Source organism: Shewanella sp. ECSMB14101, assembly GCF_000773485.1.
In the GTDB taxonomy this organism is placed as follows: domain Bacteria; phylum Pseudomonadota; class Gammaproteobacteria; order Enterobacterales; family Shewanellaceae; genus Shewanella; species Shewanella marisflavi.
Genome location: NZ_JSFF01000014.1, coordinates 42,300 through 58,906, shown reverse-complemented (window position 1 = coordinate 58,906; position 16,607 = coordinate 42,300). Strand labels below are relative to the sequence as shown.

Below are 16,607 nucleotides of genomic sequence, written 5' to 3'. Positions count from 1 at the left end.
TTAGAGATGTTAGGCTGGGTGCAAATTTAGTGATAAAGGAATCATATTTGGAAAACGTAACCCCCCGGAGCTCATGGAGTGCGGCCTTGGAACTAGCCAAATTCGAGCTTAAAAAAATCCTCTTTAGCACTCGCGGTATGATAGGTTTGGCAACGTTCGCGCTGGTCTGGTGCCTTATTCTCTGGTATCCGGTAAAACAAGCGTCTATCTATCTGTTCTCACCAGATTTTAAACAATTACTCGAAGGCGTATTTGGCGCTGCCAATGTAGGCGAACTGCTGTCATGGAACGTGGCGGAAATGGCCATTGTCTGGGTTGCCGCTCTCTATCTGTTCCCTATCTTTAGCCTGTTCGTGGGCGCCGATCAGTTTGCCTCCGACAGGGCCAGGGGAAGCTTTCGTTTTCTCACCTTGAGAGTCAGCCGAGATACACTGTTTTTCGGACGTGTCACAGGGTACCTGCTAATCCAGGGAATTTTGCTCCTATTGACTCTGGTAGCCACCCTGCTGCTGGTCGCCTATCGTGATCCATCCCTTGTCTGGCTGGCCATGGGCTCCGGGCTCTTGGTATTTACCAATATCATGATAGTCTTGCTCCCCTTTACTGCGCTGATGGCCCTGTTGTCATTGCACGCCAACTCGGCGAGGCAGGCCAGTATCTATGCGGTTTTGATCCTTGCGGGTGGCACTATCATCAATGGGATAATCTCCCATTACCTACCGGATCTCAGCGCCGCTCTGCAATGGTTGATACCTGGCGCGCAGCTCTCAATGATGATCAATACCAAAGGACTCAGCAGTCTCGCTGTGGCGGCCATTCCTTTGCTTCAAGCCTGTGTACTCCTGCTATTAGGAAGAAGTTATATGGCGAGGATCGCACTATGAATCTGATCACCTGCACACACCTTGGTAAACAATACGGCAGCAAACGAGCACTTAATGATGTCAATCTTGAGCTAACCTCGGGTCAGCCCATTGCGCTGGTTGGCCCTAATGGCGCCGGTAAAACCACACTGTTTTCGCTGCTATGCGGCTATATTCGCCCAAGCGAGGGCAAAGTCACCATTTTAGGCCATGCACCGGGTAGTAATGCACTACTTGGTAAGGTAGCCGCCCTCCCCCAAGACGCAAGACTCGATCCTAACCTCACTGTTGAGGCACAACTGGGTCTGTTTGCCCGCCTTCAAGGCTTTAGCGGCACAGACGCGCAGCAAGAGGTCAAGCGTGTATTGGCTCTGGTGGATTTGGCTGATATCGCCCCACAAAAGCCCTTATCTCTCAGTCATGGCATGAGCAAACGCGTCTCTATCGCCCAAGCGTTAATTGGCTCTCCCGAGTTAGTCTTGCTTGATGAGCCCACGGCGGGGCTCGACCCGGCGAATGCCAAGGCCATTCGCGACCTGGTGCGCTCACAAATCGGTAAGACGACCTTTGTGATTAGCTCTCACAACCTGGCAGAACTGGAAAAACTGTGTGATAAGGTGCTCTATTTAGAGAAAGGTGTTCTGAACCAATCTATCTCAATACAAGATGATCAGGCCGACGAATATCTGACTCTGACCATGCACAGTTGTGATGATGAGGCATTGCTAGCAGCTCTGCGTGAGCTTCCTCAGGTACATTCGGTAAAATCTAGCCAGGCTCAGGAGTTTGTCCTCCACTACCAGTTGGGCGCCGATTTTGCCCTAGAGACCCAGCTGTTTACCCTGTTTAAACAGCACAATTGGCGTTATCGCGCCATCCAGCGTGGCAGAACCTTAGAAGATAAGCTGTTCTCTCAAGCCTAAGCTCCTGCAACATCTAAACAGAAAGCCAGCATTATGCTGGCTTTTTTATCTCTACTGTAAGGGCTCTGCTATCTCTGCCGCCTTAGTTGCGTATCTTTGTCTAAAGCGGTTAAAGCTTTATAGCTAGATGCCAAGCCTTTAGGTAAATTGCAGACAAAAAAAGAGCTGTGATAAAAATCACAGCTCTTGGAATTCTGTTGTTAAGTAGCGCTTGGCTACTTAAAGGTCAGCTTAGATAACAGTTACGTTCTCAGCTTGTGGACCTTTTTGACCTTGAGTCACAGTGAACTGCACTTTCTGACCTTCGTCTAGAGTTTTGAAACCGTCAGAGTTGATCGCACGGAAGTGTACGAAAACGTCTGGGCCAGACTCTTGCTCGATAAAACCAAAACCTTTGTCAGAGTTGAACCACTTAACAACGCCAGTAACTTGAGACATGATATAAATCCTGTAACTAAATAAAATAAAGCCTTAAACGGCAGTAGAGCTGGAAAATGCCGGTATTACTTATGTTAACAGGACGAACTGGTCGTATTGAACACATAAAGTTAAGCCCAACCTTCAAGCTGAGTTCACTATAAATCATTCTGACCGTATGTCAACAAAGATTCAAAGGGCTAAATCCTATTTTTTACTTACATATCTGTCAGTTGTTAGAAAAAATTCATCTTAAAAGTCGTATAAAAACACTAATTTTTTTTAAGCGGATAAAAATAGACAAATGAAACAATGATTAACCAGCTAGCAGGCACGAAAGACCTCAAGCTTAAAGTCGAGCTCACAGGTTAAAGGCGCGGCGATTAATGCCTGCTTTTGAGCCGCAGTAAATTTCCAGTGATATGGGGTCATCGCTAAAAAATGGCCAATATCCTCCCCTTGAGAAATGGTCATTTCCTGGGTCAGCCGCTCGCTGTGAAGTCGCTCAAACCCCTCAATCTGGCTATCCACCTCGGGATTTTCCCTTGGTGTATCATAAATCACCCGCTTCAAAGCAAAATGGTGCTGCGGACCTGCGGCCACCGTAATTAATATGGCCCCCGCTTTGGCCACTCGCCTTAGTTCCTGATCTTGCGATGGCGCATAGATTCGCAGCATAAAATCGAAACTCTGATCGGCAAAGGGCATTTCATAACTACTGGCAACACAAAAACCTATCTGAGGATAGCGCTTGGCAGCATATTTTAGCGCCGACTTTGAAATATCCAGTCCCTGCAAATCAAACTCATGCTCAGCCGTCATCACCTGGTGCAGGCGGTGAGAATAATAGCCTTCACCACAGCCGATATCCAACCCATGCCGCTTATCGTCGGCATATTCAAGAGCCAGAGCATTCACCCTATCACTCATGGCCTGATAATACCCCTTATTTAAAAATTCGCGTCGGGCGAACATCATCTCTTTGTTGTCACCAGGATCTTTTGAACGCTTTTTTTGCACCGGCAAGAGATTAACATAGCCCTCTTTAGCGCAATCAAACCTGTGGTTTGCCTCACAGCACCAGGTGCGCTCCATAAGCGAAAGCGGGCAACGACATATAGGACAAAGGTAATTCATTCACTCTTCCAAAGCTTGTTTGACCCTAAAGCCCCAAGCTAGTCTTCTAAAAACATCTGCTCAACCATCAGGTTTAGCTCAGGCGGGGCGAGAAGTTGGTATGACTCAAGCTTACGCTTTAGAGTATCCAGGTCCTCTTGCTGATTTGCGGCATCTTGCCAATTAGGTCGTTGCACGCTTTGATAGTAACGATGGGACAAGAGTTGCTTCTTACGCAGCAACTGTCCATCCACGTTGGTCACTTCGCTCAACATTACGCCGTGTTGCTTAACACTGTTATGATTAGCATAGTGCGCCAGCTCCTGTCTGACCTGCTCAATCTCACCGATTTCCAACAGCAGGCCCTCGGCCGACAGGGTATGGTCTTGGCATCTAGCCAACACAGCATTAGCGCGGCGTAACTCTCTTGGGCCCCCAAATAAACGTAGATCACGCTCTAATGGAACCAAGAGCCATTTATGATCAAATTGAGGGTGAAAGATGACTTCCTGATTGATCTGCTCTACGCCAATAGTTAGCCCAGCGCGTAACATCTCTGCACACATGACAGGCGACATGCCGATGGCGCTAAACAAACGCCAACCTTGACCATGTGCACGAGGCAGGGATTCTGACACAACACCAACATCGAAGGTGGGAGCCTTATCTGATATCGGATCGCAAATTAAATAGGGATGCGCCCTGACAATCAATGCACTTGCCCCTTGCGAGGTTTGGCTAATCACGCACTCGAGTAAGTGCCCTCCCATCGTCTGCTGCAAGCTGAAATCGCTCACTGGCTCACGTAAGCGGAGATGTAACTGGCTCGTCTGCGTCAGTTCGATAAATTGCGGCTGCGTGAGTAGTGGTTCAAACATGGGTTATTCCTCATTAGCCGACCATTGTAACTGGCTAGCCAAGTGACTGCCAACTTCAAAGTGACGTTATTTCAATCAAATAGGGCAAATAACCCGTTAAACTAGTGCAGGCATAAATCAGGGTGCTATGATAAGTGCCACTAATCACACTCTAGCCTTACTCTATGCCAGCGAATCAATCACCCAGCATCTTTTGGCACGATTATGAAACTTTCGGTGCCAACCCGGCCAAGGACAGACCCTCGCAGTTTGCCGGTATCCGCACTGACATGGATCTCAACATCATCTCAGAACCTGAAACCTTTTATTGCAAATTGGCCAGCGACTATCTGCCCTCCCCTGAAGCCATCTTAATCACAGGGATCACTCCACAGCTGGCAAACCTGAAAGGCATGCCAGAAGCTGAGTTTATGGCAAAGATCCACGCCCTCTTTACTGAGCCCAACACCTGTGTAGCAGGTTACAACTCGTTAAGATTTGACGATGAGGTGACCCGCTATGGCTTCTATCGAAACTTTTATGATCCCTATGCGCGCGAATGGCAAAACGGCAACAGCCGTTGGGATATCATAGATTTAGTACGCGCCTGTTACGCCTTAAGACCACAAGGTATTGTCTGGCCCGAAAAAGAGGATGGCAGCCCAAGTTTTAAACTAGAGCAGCTGACAAAGGCCAATAACCTCAGCCATGATAAAGCCCATGACGCCATGTCGGATGTCTACGCCACCATTGCCATGGCGAAACTGGTTAAGCAGCAGCAACCTAAGCTATTCGACTATTACTTTAATCTGCGCAAGAAGAACGAAGTCAGCAAGCATATTGACGTACTCAATATGCAACCCTTAGTGCATGTGAGCTCAAAGATAAGCGCCCTTAACGGTTGCACCACACTTATTGCTCCTGTTGCACACCATAGCACCAATAAAAATGCCATCATCTGTGTCAACCTTGCTATGGACATCACGCCGCTGCTTGAACTCAGCGCCGCTGAAATTCGTGAGCGCATGTACACGCCAAGGGCCGACTTGGCCAGCGACGAGTTGCCCGTAGGTTTAAAGCAATTGCATATCAATAAATGTCCGTTCATTGCATCCGCCAAGACACTAACAGATGAAAACGCAGAGCGTTTAGCGATAGATAAAGATTTCGCTCGCGAGCAATACAAGCGCCTGCGTCAACATCCCGAGATCCGAGAGAAACTGGTCGCCGTCTTTGACATCGAACATGACAATGCAAGCAGCGATCCCGACTTGCAGCTCTATAGCGGCGGCTTTTTCAGCCATGCAGATAAGAGCAAGATGGAGATCATACGCCATACAGCGCCCCAGCACCTGGCGGCACTGGAACTGCAATTTGACGATCCCAGATTACCTGAAATGTTGTTTCGTTATCGGGCACGCAACTACCCTGAAACCCTGGATGATACCGAGCAGAGACGCTGGCGAACATTCTGTCAGGCGCGCTTAAATGATCCAGACTATATGATAAAGCTGGAGACCTTAGTCAATGACACTGAGTCGGATGAAGAAAAGCAAAAATTATTGACGGCGTTATGTCATTATCTTAGCAATCTTTAAGGGAAACAGCGGTCGAAATGGGAGTAAGATCCCGTTATCATGGTAACTTAGTTACTAAAATGATTTTCCAATAGCTTAACAATTTAAGGATCAAGCTCATGCAAGATAGATTTGTTCACTGCATAGCTCAACTGCCACAACCTTTGGCAGATCATTTAGTCCCTTTATTGAATCAGGACTTTGTCGGCCACATGGATGCCCAGCAAGTCGACGACTTAGCCAAAGCCGCCAATATGTCGCACGATGAGTTACTGCTAGCCATCTTGCCCGTAGCCGCAGCATTGGCAAGACCTCCCATCAGTGAGTTTTATGTGGGCGCCATCGCCAAGGGAGCTAGCGGTGATATCTATATGGGCGCTAACCTGGAGTTGGATGGTGAGGCACTCTTTCATAGCGTACACGCCGAGCAAAGCGCTATCAGTCACGCCTGGCTAAGCGGTGAAACGGGTATTAAAGATATCATAGTCAACGCCTCGCCTTGCGGACACTGCCGCCAATTTATGAACGAGTTGGTTCAAGGTCAAGCCATTAAGATCCACCTGCCAGAGCAAGCAACTCAACCTTTATCTCACTATCTACCCTATGCTTTTGGGCCAAGCGATCTGAATATTAAGACTCCCTTACTGTCAAAACAGCAACATGAGTTTGCCCTGGAAAGTTCAGATCCCATGATCATAGAGGCGCTGGATCACTTAAGTCTCAGCTACGCCCCATACAGCCAGAGCTATGCCGCCGTGGTACTAGAAACCCGAGACGGAGCCACCTTCTGCGGTCGGTATGCGGAAAATGCAGCCTTTAACCCTTCCATGCTCCCCATGCAGATGGCGTTATCAGCCATGGCCAGACATAACCGTGATTTCAGCGAGATCAATCGCGCCGTACTGATCGAGTCCAGCCAAGGTAAGATCTCCCTAGTGGGTGCAACCATGGATGCCTTGCACGCGGTCGCGGCGGTTGAGCTTGAACATATCATGGTCGATCCGGTTTAATCGACAAGTACCTACCCGCTTACCGAGACTCAGATTAAACTCACAAAAAAAGGACTGCCTAGCAGTCCTTTTTTATGTCTTAGCCTCGGCTCTTTTCTAAACGCGCCAGGAGACTCGAAGTATCCCAGCGCTGACCACCTTGAGCCTGCACTTCGCTATAGAATTGATCCACTAAGGCGGTCAATGGCAGATGTGAACCATTGCGGCGCGCTTCATCCAGAGCGATGCCCAAATCTTTACGCATCCAGTCCACCGCAAAGCCAAAGTCATATTGTCCCTGCCACATGGTTTGATAGCGATTCTCCATCTGCCAGGATTGAGCGGCCCCTTTGCTGATCACTTCGACCACTTTTTCACCGTCAAGGCCGGCACTACGAGCAAAATGTAAACCTTCAGCCAAACCCTGCACCACACCGGCAATACAGATCTGATTTACCATCTTGGTGAGCTGACCACTGCCCACCTCGCCCAGCAACTCGGCGCAACGAGCATAGGCTTGCATTACCGGCTTGGCAGCCTCAAAGGTTTGAACCTCACCGCCCACCATCACGGTTAACACACCATTTTCAGCTCCAGCCTGACCACCAGATACTGGCGCATCGATGAAACCAACGCCTTTAGCCTTCGCTGCGGCGCCTAACTCCCGGGCGACATCGGCAGAAGCCGTTGTATGGTCAACTAAGATACTGCCCTGTGCCATGGAGGCCAAAGCGCCGGTATCACCCAAGACGACGGAGCGTAGATCGTCATCGTTACCGACACAGACAAACACAAAGTCTTGCCCCTTGGCGGCTTCAAAGGGGGTTGCGCACCAGTTACCGCCATAAGTATCACACCAAGCTTGTGCCTTGGTCTGGGTGCGATTATAGACAGTAACCTCATGACCGTGCTTCACCAGATGACCCGCCATAGGGTATCCCATCACGCCTAATCCTAAAAATGCTACCTTTGCCATCTTCTGTCCTATCTCTTTATTGATTAATACTGTTTATTCACCTTCTTGAAGAAAGGTTTTATTTGGGGGTATAAGGCCTTGTGGGCTGTAGACACGGGGCATATTGTGCCACATGCTAAACGATAGATTCGAATTTTTCACTAGGGCGCCGCATCTGTACTCTTAAGCAATCAACAGTCGGACAAAGCTTTCTTCTGTTAAAGCTTTTAAACAAAACGCCTTTGCATCAACACACTGACACAAATTGCAGATGTCGATTCCCTAGTGCAATATCAAAGCATGTACAAGCGCTAAGCTTTATCGTCCAAAGCGAAAAATAGGGGGAATCACTATGATTAAGGACGCTAGCAGCGTCTATCGAAAGACAGCCCTAAGTGATAGACGCGAGCAGACAGATTAAGGCTTGAGATGAGCTTCCATCTCAGTGCCAATCCTCTTACGCATATCCATCAGACGGATGGCCGAATCTCGCATCACCTTATCCTCCTCAGTGACCGGCACCCATTCTGGCACCGGCGTAGGGTGACCCTCATCATCTACCGCCACCATGATCACTATGCAGTGCGTGGTGAGGTGACGGTCAGCGTTTTTAGGATCGCCAGCCTTTACATCTATTCCCAGATGCATAGAGGTGCGACCGGTATAGACAACCTTAGCGCTCACCTCTACGATATTGCCGACATGAATAGGCTTTATGAAGCGTATGCCGCCAGCATAGGCGGTAATACAATACTTGCCACTCCATCCAGCGGCGCAGGCATAAGCCGCCAAGTCGATCCATTTCATCACAGCGCCACCATGGACCTTGCCACCAAAATTGACATCGGCTGGTTCGGCCAGAAATCGTAAAGTGATCTCTCTATCTTGTCCTGCCATTGCTTGTCGCCTCATTCTAAATAGTGAATCTAAAGTGTACTGCAAAGCAGGCTGAGATAGTAACGAAGAATCACGCTACTCACTGATTAGCCCCAGTTAATCACGCCAAGACATGCCATCACAATCAAAGGCAAGCTTAACCGATACAGCCAAACCTGCGCACTTGCGCCTAGCAAACGAGACAGATCGACAAACCGATAAAGCAAGAAACCCAGGGCGAAAAACATTAGCACCTCGATCCCGGCAAACGAGTCGCTCTCTCCCCCGCCATAAATGGCAGTGATCAGCAGCGCAAACCAAACACAGGCAAAGGCGCAAGCCGCGGCGGTTAAAGTCTTTAAACCAATAGGGATACTTAACTTCTGCTCACCACGGATCAAGGTATTCAAATTAGCAGTTAACAAACCAACAATAGGTAGTAAGGGAACAACGACGGGATTTAGCACATTAGCACCAACAAAGTGAAGTGAATAGAGCCGGATTATCTGCCCAGTTTTAAGTGCTGCCAAGAGAGATGAATAAAGCTTCATCGACGCGTCATTTGGGCTTAATTCAAACATAAAAAAAGCACCATTAAGGTGCTTTTTCTAATTACTGCTAGCTTTTACTCACCGCGTTTAAACAGGAGTGAGCCATTTGTACCACCAAAACCAAATGAGTTGCACAGTGCGTAATCAAACTGATGAGCTCGAGCCGCGTGAGGTACAAAATCAAGATCACAGCCTTCATCTGGATTATCCAGGTTAATTGTTGGCGGAATAATCTGATCGCGCAGCGCAAGCAAGGTGATAATCGCCTCTACTGAGCCTGCAGCCCCTAACAGGTGCCCAGTCATAGACTTGGTAGAGCTCACCAACAAGTTGTAGGCATGATCGCCAAACACACTTTTCACCGCTGAGGCTTCAGCCTTATCGCCGGCGGGTGTCGATGTGCCATGAGCATTGATATAACCTACACGTTGCTTTTCGATGCCCGCATCTTTAATGGCATTTTCCATCGCAGCGGCGGCACCTGCACCATCTGCCGGTGGAGACGTCATGTGGAACGCATCACCACTCATACCGAAACCTACGAGCTCGCCATAGATAGTCGCGCCGCGCGCCTTAGCGTGCTCGTACTCTTCCATCACCATGATGCCCGCACCGTCGCCGATGACGAAACCATCTCTGTCTTTATCCCAGGGACGACTCGCCGCAAGCGGATCATCATTACGGGTAGACAGCGCCTTGGCAGAACCAAAGCCACCCACCGCTAGCGGACAAGTCACATCTTCTGCGCCACCAGCAATCATCACGTCCGCATCACCATAGGCGATGGTACGTGCTGCAAATCCTATGTTGTGCACACCTGTAGTACAGGCTGTGGTCACCGCAAAATTAGGGCCAGTCATACCATATTTGATCGAAAGATGACCCGCGATCATATTGATGATGGTACTAGGGACGAAAAAGGGAGAGATTTTGCGTGGACCGCCTTTTAACAAGGCAGAATGAGCCGCCTCGATGAGCGGCATGCCACCCATACCCGCGCCGATAGCGGTACCGACCCGAGCAGGGTCTTCTACTTCCATATTCAGTCCGGCATCTTCAATGGCTTGAATACCAGCCGCCATACCGTATTGAATAAAGAGATCCATCTTACGGGCCTCTTTCTTAGGTAGGTACTGCTCAACATCAAAATCTTTGACTGAACCGCTAAAACGAGTTGAAAACTCGCTGGCATCAAATTTGGTTATTGGTGCGATACCGCTTTGTCCTGCAAGCAGTGCTTTCCAGGACGCCTCTACGGTATTGCCCACAGGCGTGACCAGACCAATACCTGTAACGACTACACGACGTTTAGACACGTTTTCACCTTTGACTAAAATGAGATGAAGGTCTCCTTTGAGACCGAAATAAAAAGGCCTACTAGGTTATAGCACAAGAAAACTGGATAGGCGTTCGCCCCCTAATGCTCCTAGTTCGCAAACAAAAACAGGCGGCATAATTGCCGCCTGTTTTAGAGAATTCAGTATTACTGATTCTTAGAAACGTAATCGATCGCTGCTTGAACAGTAGTGATCTTTTCAGCTTCTTCATCAGGGATCTCAGTGTCAAACTCTTCTTCTAGAGCCATTACCAACTCAACGGTGTCCAGAGAATCTGCACCTAGGTCGTCAACGAAAGATGCTGCTGGTTTTACGTCTTCTTCTTTAACGCCCAGTTGCTCGATAATGATTTTCTTTACACGTTCTTCGATGTTGCTCATTAGTTTTCTTTCCTATTCAAATTACGCACTTGCGTAAGATTGCGAGTAGTTTATTCAATTTGGCACACAATGCAAGCTTAACTTTTGTGGTCTAACCACAAAACCTACGTAAGTCTACGCCAAAAATCAATCAAAATCAGTCGGTTGTTATAACCAACGTTTAAACCATGTACATGCCGCCGTTTACATGCAGAGTTTCCCCTGTAATGTAAGCCGCTGAATCCGATGCCAAAAACAGTACAGCATTTGCAATCTCTTGCGGCTGTCCCAGTCTTTCCATTGGAACTTGTGACATAATACCTTTTTGCTGCTCTTCCGTCAGCTCATCCGTCATATCTGTCTGGATAAACCCAGGAGCAATAGCATTCACTGTTATTTGACGAGATGCAACCTCTCTTGCAAGAGATTTTGTAAATCCAATCAAACCAGCTTTTGCTGCGCAATAGTTCGTTTGGCCTGCATTGCCCATTGTACCTACAACAGAGCCAATGTTAATAATACGGCCACTACGCTTCTTCATCATTGAACGCATCACCTGTTTAGAGGTGCGATAGAGAGATGTCAGGTTGGTATCTATGATATCTAACCACTCATCTTCCTTCATTCGCATCAAAAGATTGTCGCGTGTGATACCCGCATTGTTGACTAGAATATCAACTTCACCGACTTTTTCTTTGATCGAGGCAAATAATTGGTCAATTGAATCGCTATCTGTCACATTTAAGACCAAGCCATGGCCTTTATCGCCCAAATATTCCTGAATCGCAGCTGCGCCGCGTTCACTGGTAGCCGTGCCAATAACCACAGCACCTGCTTCCACTAAGGTTTCGGCAACTGCACGGCCAATACCACGGCTTGCACCTGTTACCAAGGCAACCTTGCCAGTTAAATCTAGATTGAAACTCATCTATTACTCCTTATTCGCTCAGTGCAGCAACTGAGGCTGGATCATTAGCCACTTTTGCACTCAGCGATCGATTAATTCTTTTCGCCAGACCTGTTAATACCTTACCCGGACCGACTTCAACCAACTGGCTGACGCCATCTGCGGCCATCATTTCGACCGTTTCAGACCAGCGAACCGGACAGTAAAGCTGACGAACCAAGGCATCTTTGATCGCTTCGACATCACTTGGCTGAGCCACATCAACGTTATTGATCACTGGAATGCTCGGCGCTGTAAAACTGATAGCACTTAATGCCTCAGACAATTTCTCTGCGGCAGGTTTCATTAATTCACAATGAGATGGCACGCTCACCGGCAAGGCAACAGCCATCTTGGCGCCGGCAGCCTTACAAGCATCGGCAGCACGCTCAACCGCAGCCTTCTCACCAGCAATCACGACCTGACCAGGACTATTAAAGTTAACCGGTGCAACCACTCCGCCCTGCGCTGCGTCTTCACACGCCTTGGCAATAGCCTCGTTATCTAAGCCAATAATAGCAAACATGGCACCAGTACCAGCGGGTACAGCCTGTTGCATCAGTTGTCCACGCAGCTCAACCAGTTTAACGGCATCTTTGAAATCGATAACACCGGCGCAAACCAATGCCGAGTATTCACCTAAACTATGGCCGGCAAGCATTGCAGGCTGAGGCGCCGAGGTAGCTTGAATCGCGCGCCAAATTGCTACGCTGGCAGTTAACAATGCAGGCTGCGTCTTATCGGTTTGATTCAGAGTTTCAGCTGGGCCTTCTTGTACCAGTTGCCATAGGTCATAACCCAATGCTTCGCTGGCTTGGGCAAACGTTTGACCAATGATTTCATTCTCTGCAGCCAATTCGGCAAGCATGCCTACGGCCTGAGATCCCTGCCCAGGGAAAACATAAGCAATCTTTTCCATTTTTATATACCTTTGCTAAATCAATGTATTCTAGTACTAAAATCGACTAAAAACGAACAAGCGCACTGCCCCAGGCAAAACCAGCCCCAAAGGCTTCGAGCAGCAGGAGTTGACCACGTTGGATACGGCCATCACGCACGGCTTCATCCAGCGCGATAGGTACTGAGGCGGCAGAGGTATTACCATGCTTAGCTAGGGTCAATACCACCTTGTCCAGACTCATATCTAACTTCTTGGCCGTCGCCTTAATGATACGGAAGTTAGCCTGGTGGGGAACCAACCAGTCAATTTCAGATTTTTCCACGTTATTGATACGTAACGTTTCGGTGACCACATGAGACAGCTGAGTCACAGCAACCTTGAAGACATCGTTGCCTTTCATGGTCATGTACCCTACGGCCTCAGAGGACTCGCCAGCACGTGGCGGGAAGGAACACTTAAGCAGATCGCCTTGACGGCCATCGGCATAAATATGGGTAGAGATGATACCTGGCTCTTCAGAAGCACCAACCACAGCGGCGCCGGCACCATCACCAAAGAGGATGATGGTGGAGCGGTCGTCAGGCTCGCACAAACGTGACAGCACATCGGCGCCGATAACCAGCACCTTCTTAGCGGCGCCAGTTTTTACAAACTGATCCGCAACAGATAACGCATAGACAAAGCCTGAACAGGCCGCAGCCACATCGAACGCCGGAATCGAATGCACACCTAACATGGCCTGAATTTCACAGGCGGCGGCAGGAAACGCGTTGCTGGCACTCGTGGTACCGCAAACAATCATATCCAGCTCTTTCGGGTCAATGCCCGCCATTTCCAGGGCCTTGACGGCAGCGGCATAACCCATGGTTGATACAGATTCGTCTTTGGCGGCTATTCTGCGCTCTGAAATACCGGTACGTTCAACAATCCACTGGTCATTGGTATCCACCATCTTTTCCAGATCTTGATTGCTACGGACTTGCGCTGGCAAATAACTACCAGTTCCGAGAATTTTTGTATACATAAGGAGATATCAGTTATTTATGTCTAAAAGGATCGACTCAAGACGTTCTTCAATCATCTTAGGGAGTCGACGTTGTGCTTCGGTCACTGCCAAACTAATTGCTTGTAAATAGGCAGATTCATCCGCACTTCCATGACTTTTTACTACAATGCCGCGCAATCCTATCAGACTTGCTCCGTTATAGTGGTCGGGGTTCATCTGATTTAAAACACTATTAATGCGCGGCGCGATTAACTTGGCCATTAATCGTACAAAAAAGCCTTGAGTTAAGCCTTTCTTCAACTGATGTACGAGGAGTCTTGCGATCCCCTCTGAGGTTTTCAGGGTAATGTTGCCGACAAAACCGTCACATACGATCACATCGACATTTCCCGAATAGATATCATCGCCTTCAATAAAACCGGCGTAATTGAGCTGTGGGCTTTGTTGTAACAGCTGCCCCGCTTGCTGTACCTGATCGTTACCTTTGATCTCTTCAATCCCCACATTAAGCAGGGCCACCTTAGGCTCAGGATTTTTATCCACCGCCTCACACAGCACAGACCCCATTACAGCAAACTGAAACAGAGTTTCTGAGCAACAGGAAACATTGGCACCAAGATCGAGCAAATATACAGGCTTGTGGTTGACAGCAGGCAAACAGCTCACCAGCGCCGGACGATCGATCCCCGGCAGGGTTTTCAGCAGCACCTTAGAGATGGCCATCAAAGCGCCCGTATTGCCGGCACTTAGACACGCTTGGGCTTTCTCATCTCTAACCAATTCGATAGCCAGACGCATTGAGCTTTGCTTACAGTTACGCAGCGCATGCACGGGTCTATCGCTCATCTTAACCACTTCAGTGGTATGCAGGAGTTCGATACGAGAGAGCAGGTCAGATTCAAGGTGGCTCAGTAAAGGTTCGATTTGCGACCTGTCACCCACCATGATGACGTGTAAGAAGGGGTATAAGCGAAGTGCCTGCAAGGTTGCAGGCACTGTGATGCGGGGGCCAAAATCGCCCCCCATCGCATCTAACGCAAGCGTCAGATTAGTCATTAGCTATCAACAGATTACTTGTTGATAACCTTTTGACCGCGGTAGAAACCGTCTGCAGTCACGTTGTGACGACGATGGATTTCACCACTCGTTGCATCCACAGACAGTTGAGCAGTGCTCAATGCATCGTGTGAACGGCGCATACCGCGCTTTGAACGAGATTTTTTATTCTGTTGTACAGCCATTTGACCTGTCTCCTAGATTACTTGCTCTTCAGTTTTTCTAACACTGCAAACGGATTTGGACGCTCCTCTTGAGCGGGTTCAATCTCGCCTACCACTATATCTTGATCGCCTTTGCTGCAACTGTCGTCAACATGCATAGGAATCAAAGGCATAGCTACTATCAATTCATCTTCAATCAATTGATGCAGACGAATTTCACCTATCTCATTGCACTCAATAGGGTCATACGCATCCGGGAGCTCATCGATTTCTGCCTCAGACCCGCAAGGGCTAAAACAAAAGTCGACCGTAACCTCAGTGGTAAATAGCGTCATGCAACGTTGACAATTCAGAGTGAGCTCCGTCACAGCCTTCCCTTTCAGGTAGACTATCCCCTGTATATCCACACCACATTCAAGCGACACTGCCACATCGGAACAGTCGCCGGCACATAATTCATTTAATCGCTTTAATTGCACACCGGGAACAACGCCTTCATAAGAAAGCTTGCTAGCCGCTGCGCGTATAGGATCAATTGAAACCGGTATCTTTACTGTTTGCATAAGGCGCGCATATTATAGTTTGAATTACGCTGAGTCAAAGGAAAATTTATCTCCTTTACCGATCCCGATAACGAAAGCGATAAAACCCATCATTAATTCAAAAATTATTGGAACGAAAATTTTACCCAAGGGCCGATGGATACTCAAGCCCCACACGCTTAAAATAGAAGCATTCGCGCAGTCTTAGCACCCGCTTTTTATCACCCTTGCTAAAATATAGCCCGTCTGCAGCCAAGCGGGTTAAACACCTGACTCCCGTGATATTCAAACCCGCCGATATAATAAGGTCAGTCGCCTTAGCTAACACCTCCCTTTTGGGATAAAATCGCTTATCATGGCCACCACAAACTTTCTGCCAACGACGTTTATCCTGTGACATTCAATCTTGGCATAACAGAAGAAATTTAGGGCCAATCGATGAGACCACCAATCATACTCGCCTCCACCTCAGTTTTCCGTCAATCCTTACTCGAGAAACTCGCCATCAAGTTTGCTACCTGCGCACCAGAAGTCGATGAGACTCCCCGCGAAGGAGAGTCTGTAATCGCTTTAGTTGAAAGACTTGCACTGGCCAAAGCAAGAGCCGGTGCCGATGGCCGAGAGCAAGGCCTAGTGATTGGCTCAGATCAGGTCGCCCTGATAGAAGGCGATATTGTGGGTAAACCTCTCACACGAGAGCGAGCAATCGCCCAACTCGAGCGCGCCTCAGGCAAATCCATCACCTTCTATACAGGGCTCGCTCTGTATAATGCGGCCACAGGGGCAAGCGAGGTCATCTGTGAACCCTTTACCGTGCATTTTAAGCCACTTAACTCGCAGCAGATAGCCTATTACGTCGACACAGAGCAACCTTTATACTGCGCCGGAAGCTTTAAATCCGAGGGCTTAGGTATCGCACTGTTTGAGCGCCTCGAAGGCCGCGACCCCAATACCTTAGTGGGTCTGCCTTTAATTACCTTAACAGAGATGCTGCAACGACAAGGTGTGGATGTGCTAAGCCCTGCACCTAACCATGCCTAGACAGCGATTTACACTGGTATAACTTACATATCCAGCAGAACACACCAAATTCAAACTTCACAAACTGGGAAAAACTGTTTAACTTGATAGTGTCTTATCACACTTTGATAACATAAACAGCGACAGGGAAG

19 protein-coding genes are annotated in these 16,607 nt (G+C 48.4%); 5 read left to right on the top strand and 14 right to left on the bottom strand.

Features of this window, described 5'->3' with window-relative positions; genetic code table 11:
- Nucleotides 1-29 precede the first annotated feature (29 nt).
- Together NY07_RS11905 and NY07_RS11900 are read left to right on the top strand one after the other, a co-directional pair.
- A complete protein-coding gene (locus NY07_RS11905) occupies nt 30-884 on the top strand; it encodes an ABC transporter permease subunit (RefSeq protein WP_088905936.1) in 855 nt (284 codons plus the stop codon).
- The gene (locus NY07_RS11900) at nt 881-1,786 is read left to right on the top strand and encodes an ABC transporter ATP-binding protein (RefSeq protein WP_033539580.1); all 906 of its coding nucleotides are present in this window, start codon (nt 881-883) and stop codon (nt 1,784-1,786) included. Before NY07_RS11905 ends, NY07_RS11900 begins: the two co-directional genes overlap by 4 nt.
- Before the next feature lie 231 nt (nt 1,787-2,017).
- Here the strand turns inward: NY07_RS11900 and NY07_RS11895 are convergent, their stop codons facing one another.
- From NY07_RS11895 to NY07_RS11885, 3 genes are all read right to left on the bottom strand, one after another.
- Complete coding sequence (locus NY07_RS11895; RefSeq protein ID WP_011865413.1) at nt 2,018-2,224, bottom strand: cold-shock protein; 207 nt, start codon at nt 2,222-2,224, stop codon at nt 2,018-2,020.
- Between the two features lie 303 nt (nt 2,225-2,527).
- Nucleotides 2,528-3,340, bottom strand: coding sequence for a 23S rRNA (guanine(745)-N(1))-methyltransferase (gene rlmA, locus NY07_RS11890; protein ID WP_033539579.1), 813 nt, complete (start codon nt 3,338-3,340; stop codon nt 2,528-2,530).
- A gap of 38 nt (nt 3,341-3,378) precedes the next feature.
- Nucleotides 3,379-4,197 (bottom strand): hypothetical protein, encoded by an 819-nt coding sequence (locus tag NY07_RS11885; protein ID WP_033539578.1) that lies wholly within the window; start codon nt 4,195-4,197, stop codon nt 3,379-3,381.
- A 164-nt stretch (nt 4,198-4,361) separates the two neighbouring features.
- Between NY07_RS11885 and sbcB the strand changes: the two genes are divergently transcribed.
- Both sbcB and cdd read left to right on the top strand, forming a co-directional pair.
- Nucleotides 4,362-5,774 carry an exodeoxyribonuclease I gene (gene sbcB / locus NY07_RS11880; protein ID WP_033539577.1) on the top strand — a complete coding sequence of 471 codons (1,413 nt, stop codon included), beginning with the start codon at nt 4,362-4,364 and terminating at the stop codon, nt 5,772-5,774.
- 98 nt (nt 5,775-5,872) lie between these two features.
- Entirely contained in the window at nt 5,873-6,763 is an 891-nt protein-coding gene (gene cdd / locus NY07_RS11875) for a cytidine deaminase (protein WP_033539576.1), read from the top strand.
- Nucleotides 6,764-6,842: 79 nt separating this feature from the next.
- Here cdd and NY07_RS11870 read toward each other — a convergent pair whose 3' ends face one another.
- The 11 genes from NY07_RS11870 to yceD all read right to left on the bottom strand — a co-directional run bounded on the left by NY07_RS11870 (nt 6,843) and on the right by yceD (nt 15,456).
- Complete coding sequence (locus NY07_RS11870) at nt 6,843-7,718, bottom strand: NAD(P)-dependent oxidoreductase (RefSeq protein ID WP_033539575.1); 876 nt, start codon at nt 7,716-7,718, stop codon at nt 6,843-6,845.
- A 396-nt stretch (nt 7,719-8,114) separates the two neighbouring features.
- A complete protein-coding gene (locus NY07_RS11865; protein WP_033539574.1) occupies nt 8,115-8,594 on the bottom strand; it encodes an acyl-CoA thioesterase in 480 nt (159 codons plus the stop codon).
- 86 nt (nt 8,595-8,680) lie between these two features.
- Entirely contained in the window at nt 8,681-9,154 is a 474-nt protein-coding gene (locus tag NY07_RS11860; RefSeq protein WP_235363922.1) for a hypothetical protein, read from the bottom strand.
- Nucleotides 9,155-9,198: 44 nt separating this feature from the next.
- The gene (gene fabF / locus NY07_RS11855; RefSeq protein WP_033539573.1) at nt 9,199-10,440 is read right to left on the bottom strand and encodes a beta-ketoacyl-ACP synthase II; all 1,242 of its coding nucleotides are present in this window, start codon (nt 10,438-10,440) and stop codon (nt 9,199-9,201) included.
- 167 nt (nt 10,441-10,607) lie between these two features.
- Complete coding sequence (gene acpP, locus NY07_RS11850; protein ID WP_011865403.1) at nt 10,608-10,841, bottom strand: acyl carrier protein; 234 nt, start codon at nt 10,839-10,841, stop codon at nt 10,608-10,610.
- A 160-nt stretch (nt 10,842-11,001) separates the two neighbouring features.
- Nucleotides 11,002-11,748: a 3-oxoacyl-ACP reductase FabG gene (gene fabG, locus NY07_RS11845; RefSeq protein WP_033539572.1), complete on the bottom strand. Its 747-nt coding sequence runs from the start codon at nt 11,746-11,748 to the stop codon at nt 11,002-11,004.
- 10 nt (nt 11,749-11,758) lie between these two features.
- Nucleotides 11,759-12,685 carry an ACP S-malonyltransferase gene (gene fabD, locus NY07_RS11840; protein ID WP_033539571.1) on the bottom strand — a complete coding sequence of 309 codons (927 nt, stop codon included), beginning with the start codon at nt 12,683-12,685 and terminating at the stop codon, nt 11,759-11,761.
- A 46-nt stretch (nt 12,686-12,731) separates the two neighbouring features.
- Complete coding sequence (locus tag NY07_RS11835) at nt 12,732-13,691, bottom strand: beta-ketoacyl-ACP synthase III (protein WP_033539570.1); 960 nt, start codon at nt 13,689-13,691, stop codon at nt 12,732-12,734.
- Between the two features lie 9 nt (nt 13,692-13,700).
- Nucleotides 13,701-14,729, bottom strand: a complete 1,029-nt coding sequence (gene plsX / locus NY07_RS11830; RefSeq protein WP_033539569.1) for a phosphate acyltransferase PlsX — start codon at nt 14,727-14,729, stop codon at nt 13,701-13,703.
- Between the two features lie 14 nt (nt 14,730-14,743).
- The gene (gene rpmF, locus NY07_RS11825; protein ID WP_033539568.1) at nt 14,744-14,914 is read right to left on the bottom strand and encodes a 50S ribosomal protein L32; all 171 of its coding nucleotides are present in this window, start codon (nt 14,912-14,914) and stop codon (nt 14,744-14,746) included.
- Between the two features lie 17 nt (nt 14,915-14,931).
- Nucleotides 14,932-15,456 carry a 23S rRNA accumulation protein YceD gene (gene yceD / locus NY07_RS11820; RefSeq protein ID WP_033539567.1) on the bottom strand — a complete coding sequence of 175 codons (525 nt, stop codon included), beginning with the start codon at nt 15,454-15,456 and terminating at the stop codon, nt 14,932-14,934.
- Between the two features lie 417 nt (nt 15,457-15,873).
- Between yceD and NY07_RS11810 the strand changes: the two genes are divergently transcribed.
- Nucleotides 15,874-16,476, top strand: a complete 603-nt coding sequence (locus NY07_RS11810; RefSeq protein WP_033539565.1) for a Maf family protein — start codon at nt 15,874-15,876, stop codon at nt 16,474-16,476.
- Nucleotides 16,477-16,607 lie beyond the last annotated feature (131 nt).

Excerpts from the sequence above, each read along its gene's own strand:
- NY07_RS11900 (WP_033539580.1), top strand. The coding sequence starts at position 881 with ATGAATCTGATCACCTGCACACACCTTGGTAAACAATACGGCAGCAAA.
- NY07_RS11895 (WP_011865413.1), bottom strand. The coding sequence starts at position 2,224 with ATGTCTCAAGTTACTGGCGTTGTTAAGTGGTTCAACTCTGACAAAGGT.
- rlmA (WP_033539579.1), bottom strand. The coding sequence starts at position 3,340 with ATGAATTACCTTTGTCCTATATGTCGTTGCCCGCTTTCGCTTATGGAG.
- NY07_RS11885 (WP_033539578.1), bottom strand. The coding sequence starts at position 4,197 with ATGTTTGAACCACTACTCACGCAGCCGCAATTTATCGAACTGACGCAG.
- sbcB (WP_033539577.1), top strand. The coding sequence starts at position 4,362 with ATGCCAGCGAATCAATCACCCAGCATCTTTTGGCACGATTATGAAACT.
- cdd (WP_033539576.1), top strand. The coding sequence starts at position 5,873 with ATGCAAGATAGATTTGTTCACTGCATAGCTCAACTGCCACAACCTTTG.
- NY07_RS11870 (WP_033539575.1), bottom strand. The coding sequence starts at position 7,718 with ATGGCAAAGGTAGCATTTTTAGGATTAGGCGTGATGGGATACCCTATG.
- NY07_RS11865 (WP_033539574.1), bottom strand. The coding sequence starts at position 8,594 with ATGGCAGGACAAGATAGAGAGATCACTTTACGATTTCTGGCCGAACCA.
- NY07_RS11860 (WP_235363922.1), bottom strand. The coding sequence starts at position 9,154 with ATGTTTGAATTAAGCCCAAATGACGCGTCGATGAAGCTTTATTCATCT.
- acpP (WP_011865403.1), bottom strand. The coding sequence starts at position 10,841 with ATGAGCAACATCGAAGAACGTGTAAAGAAAATCATTATCGAGCAACTG.
- fabG (WP_033539572.1), bottom strand. The coding sequence starts at position 11,748 with ATGAGTTTCAATCTAGATTTAACTGGCAAGGTTGCCTTGGTAACAGGT.
- fabD (WP_033539571.1), bottom strand. The coding sequence starts at position 12,685 with ATGGAAAAGATTGCTTATGTTTTCCCTGGGCAGGGATCTCAGGCCGTA.
- NY07_RS11835 (WP_033539570.1), bottom strand. The coding sequence starts at position 13,691 with ATGTATACAAAAATTCTCGGAACTGGTAGTTATTTGCCAGCGCAAGTC.
- plsX (WP_033539569.1), bottom strand. The coding sequence starts at position 14,729 with ATGACTAATCTGACGCTTGCGTTAGATGCGATGGGGGGCGATTTTGGC.
- rpmF (WP_033539568.1), bottom strand. The coding sequence starts at position 14,914 with ATGGCTGTACAACAGAATAAAAAATCTCGTTCAAAGCGCGGTATGCGC.
- yceD (WP_033539567.1), bottom strand. The coding sequence starts at position 15,456 with ATGCAAACAGTAAAGATACCGGTTTCAATTGATCCTATACGCGCAGCG.
- NY07_RS11810 (WP_033539565.1), top strand. The coding sequence starts at position 15,874 with ATGAGACCACCAATCATACTCGCCTCCACCTCAGTTTTCCGTCAATCC.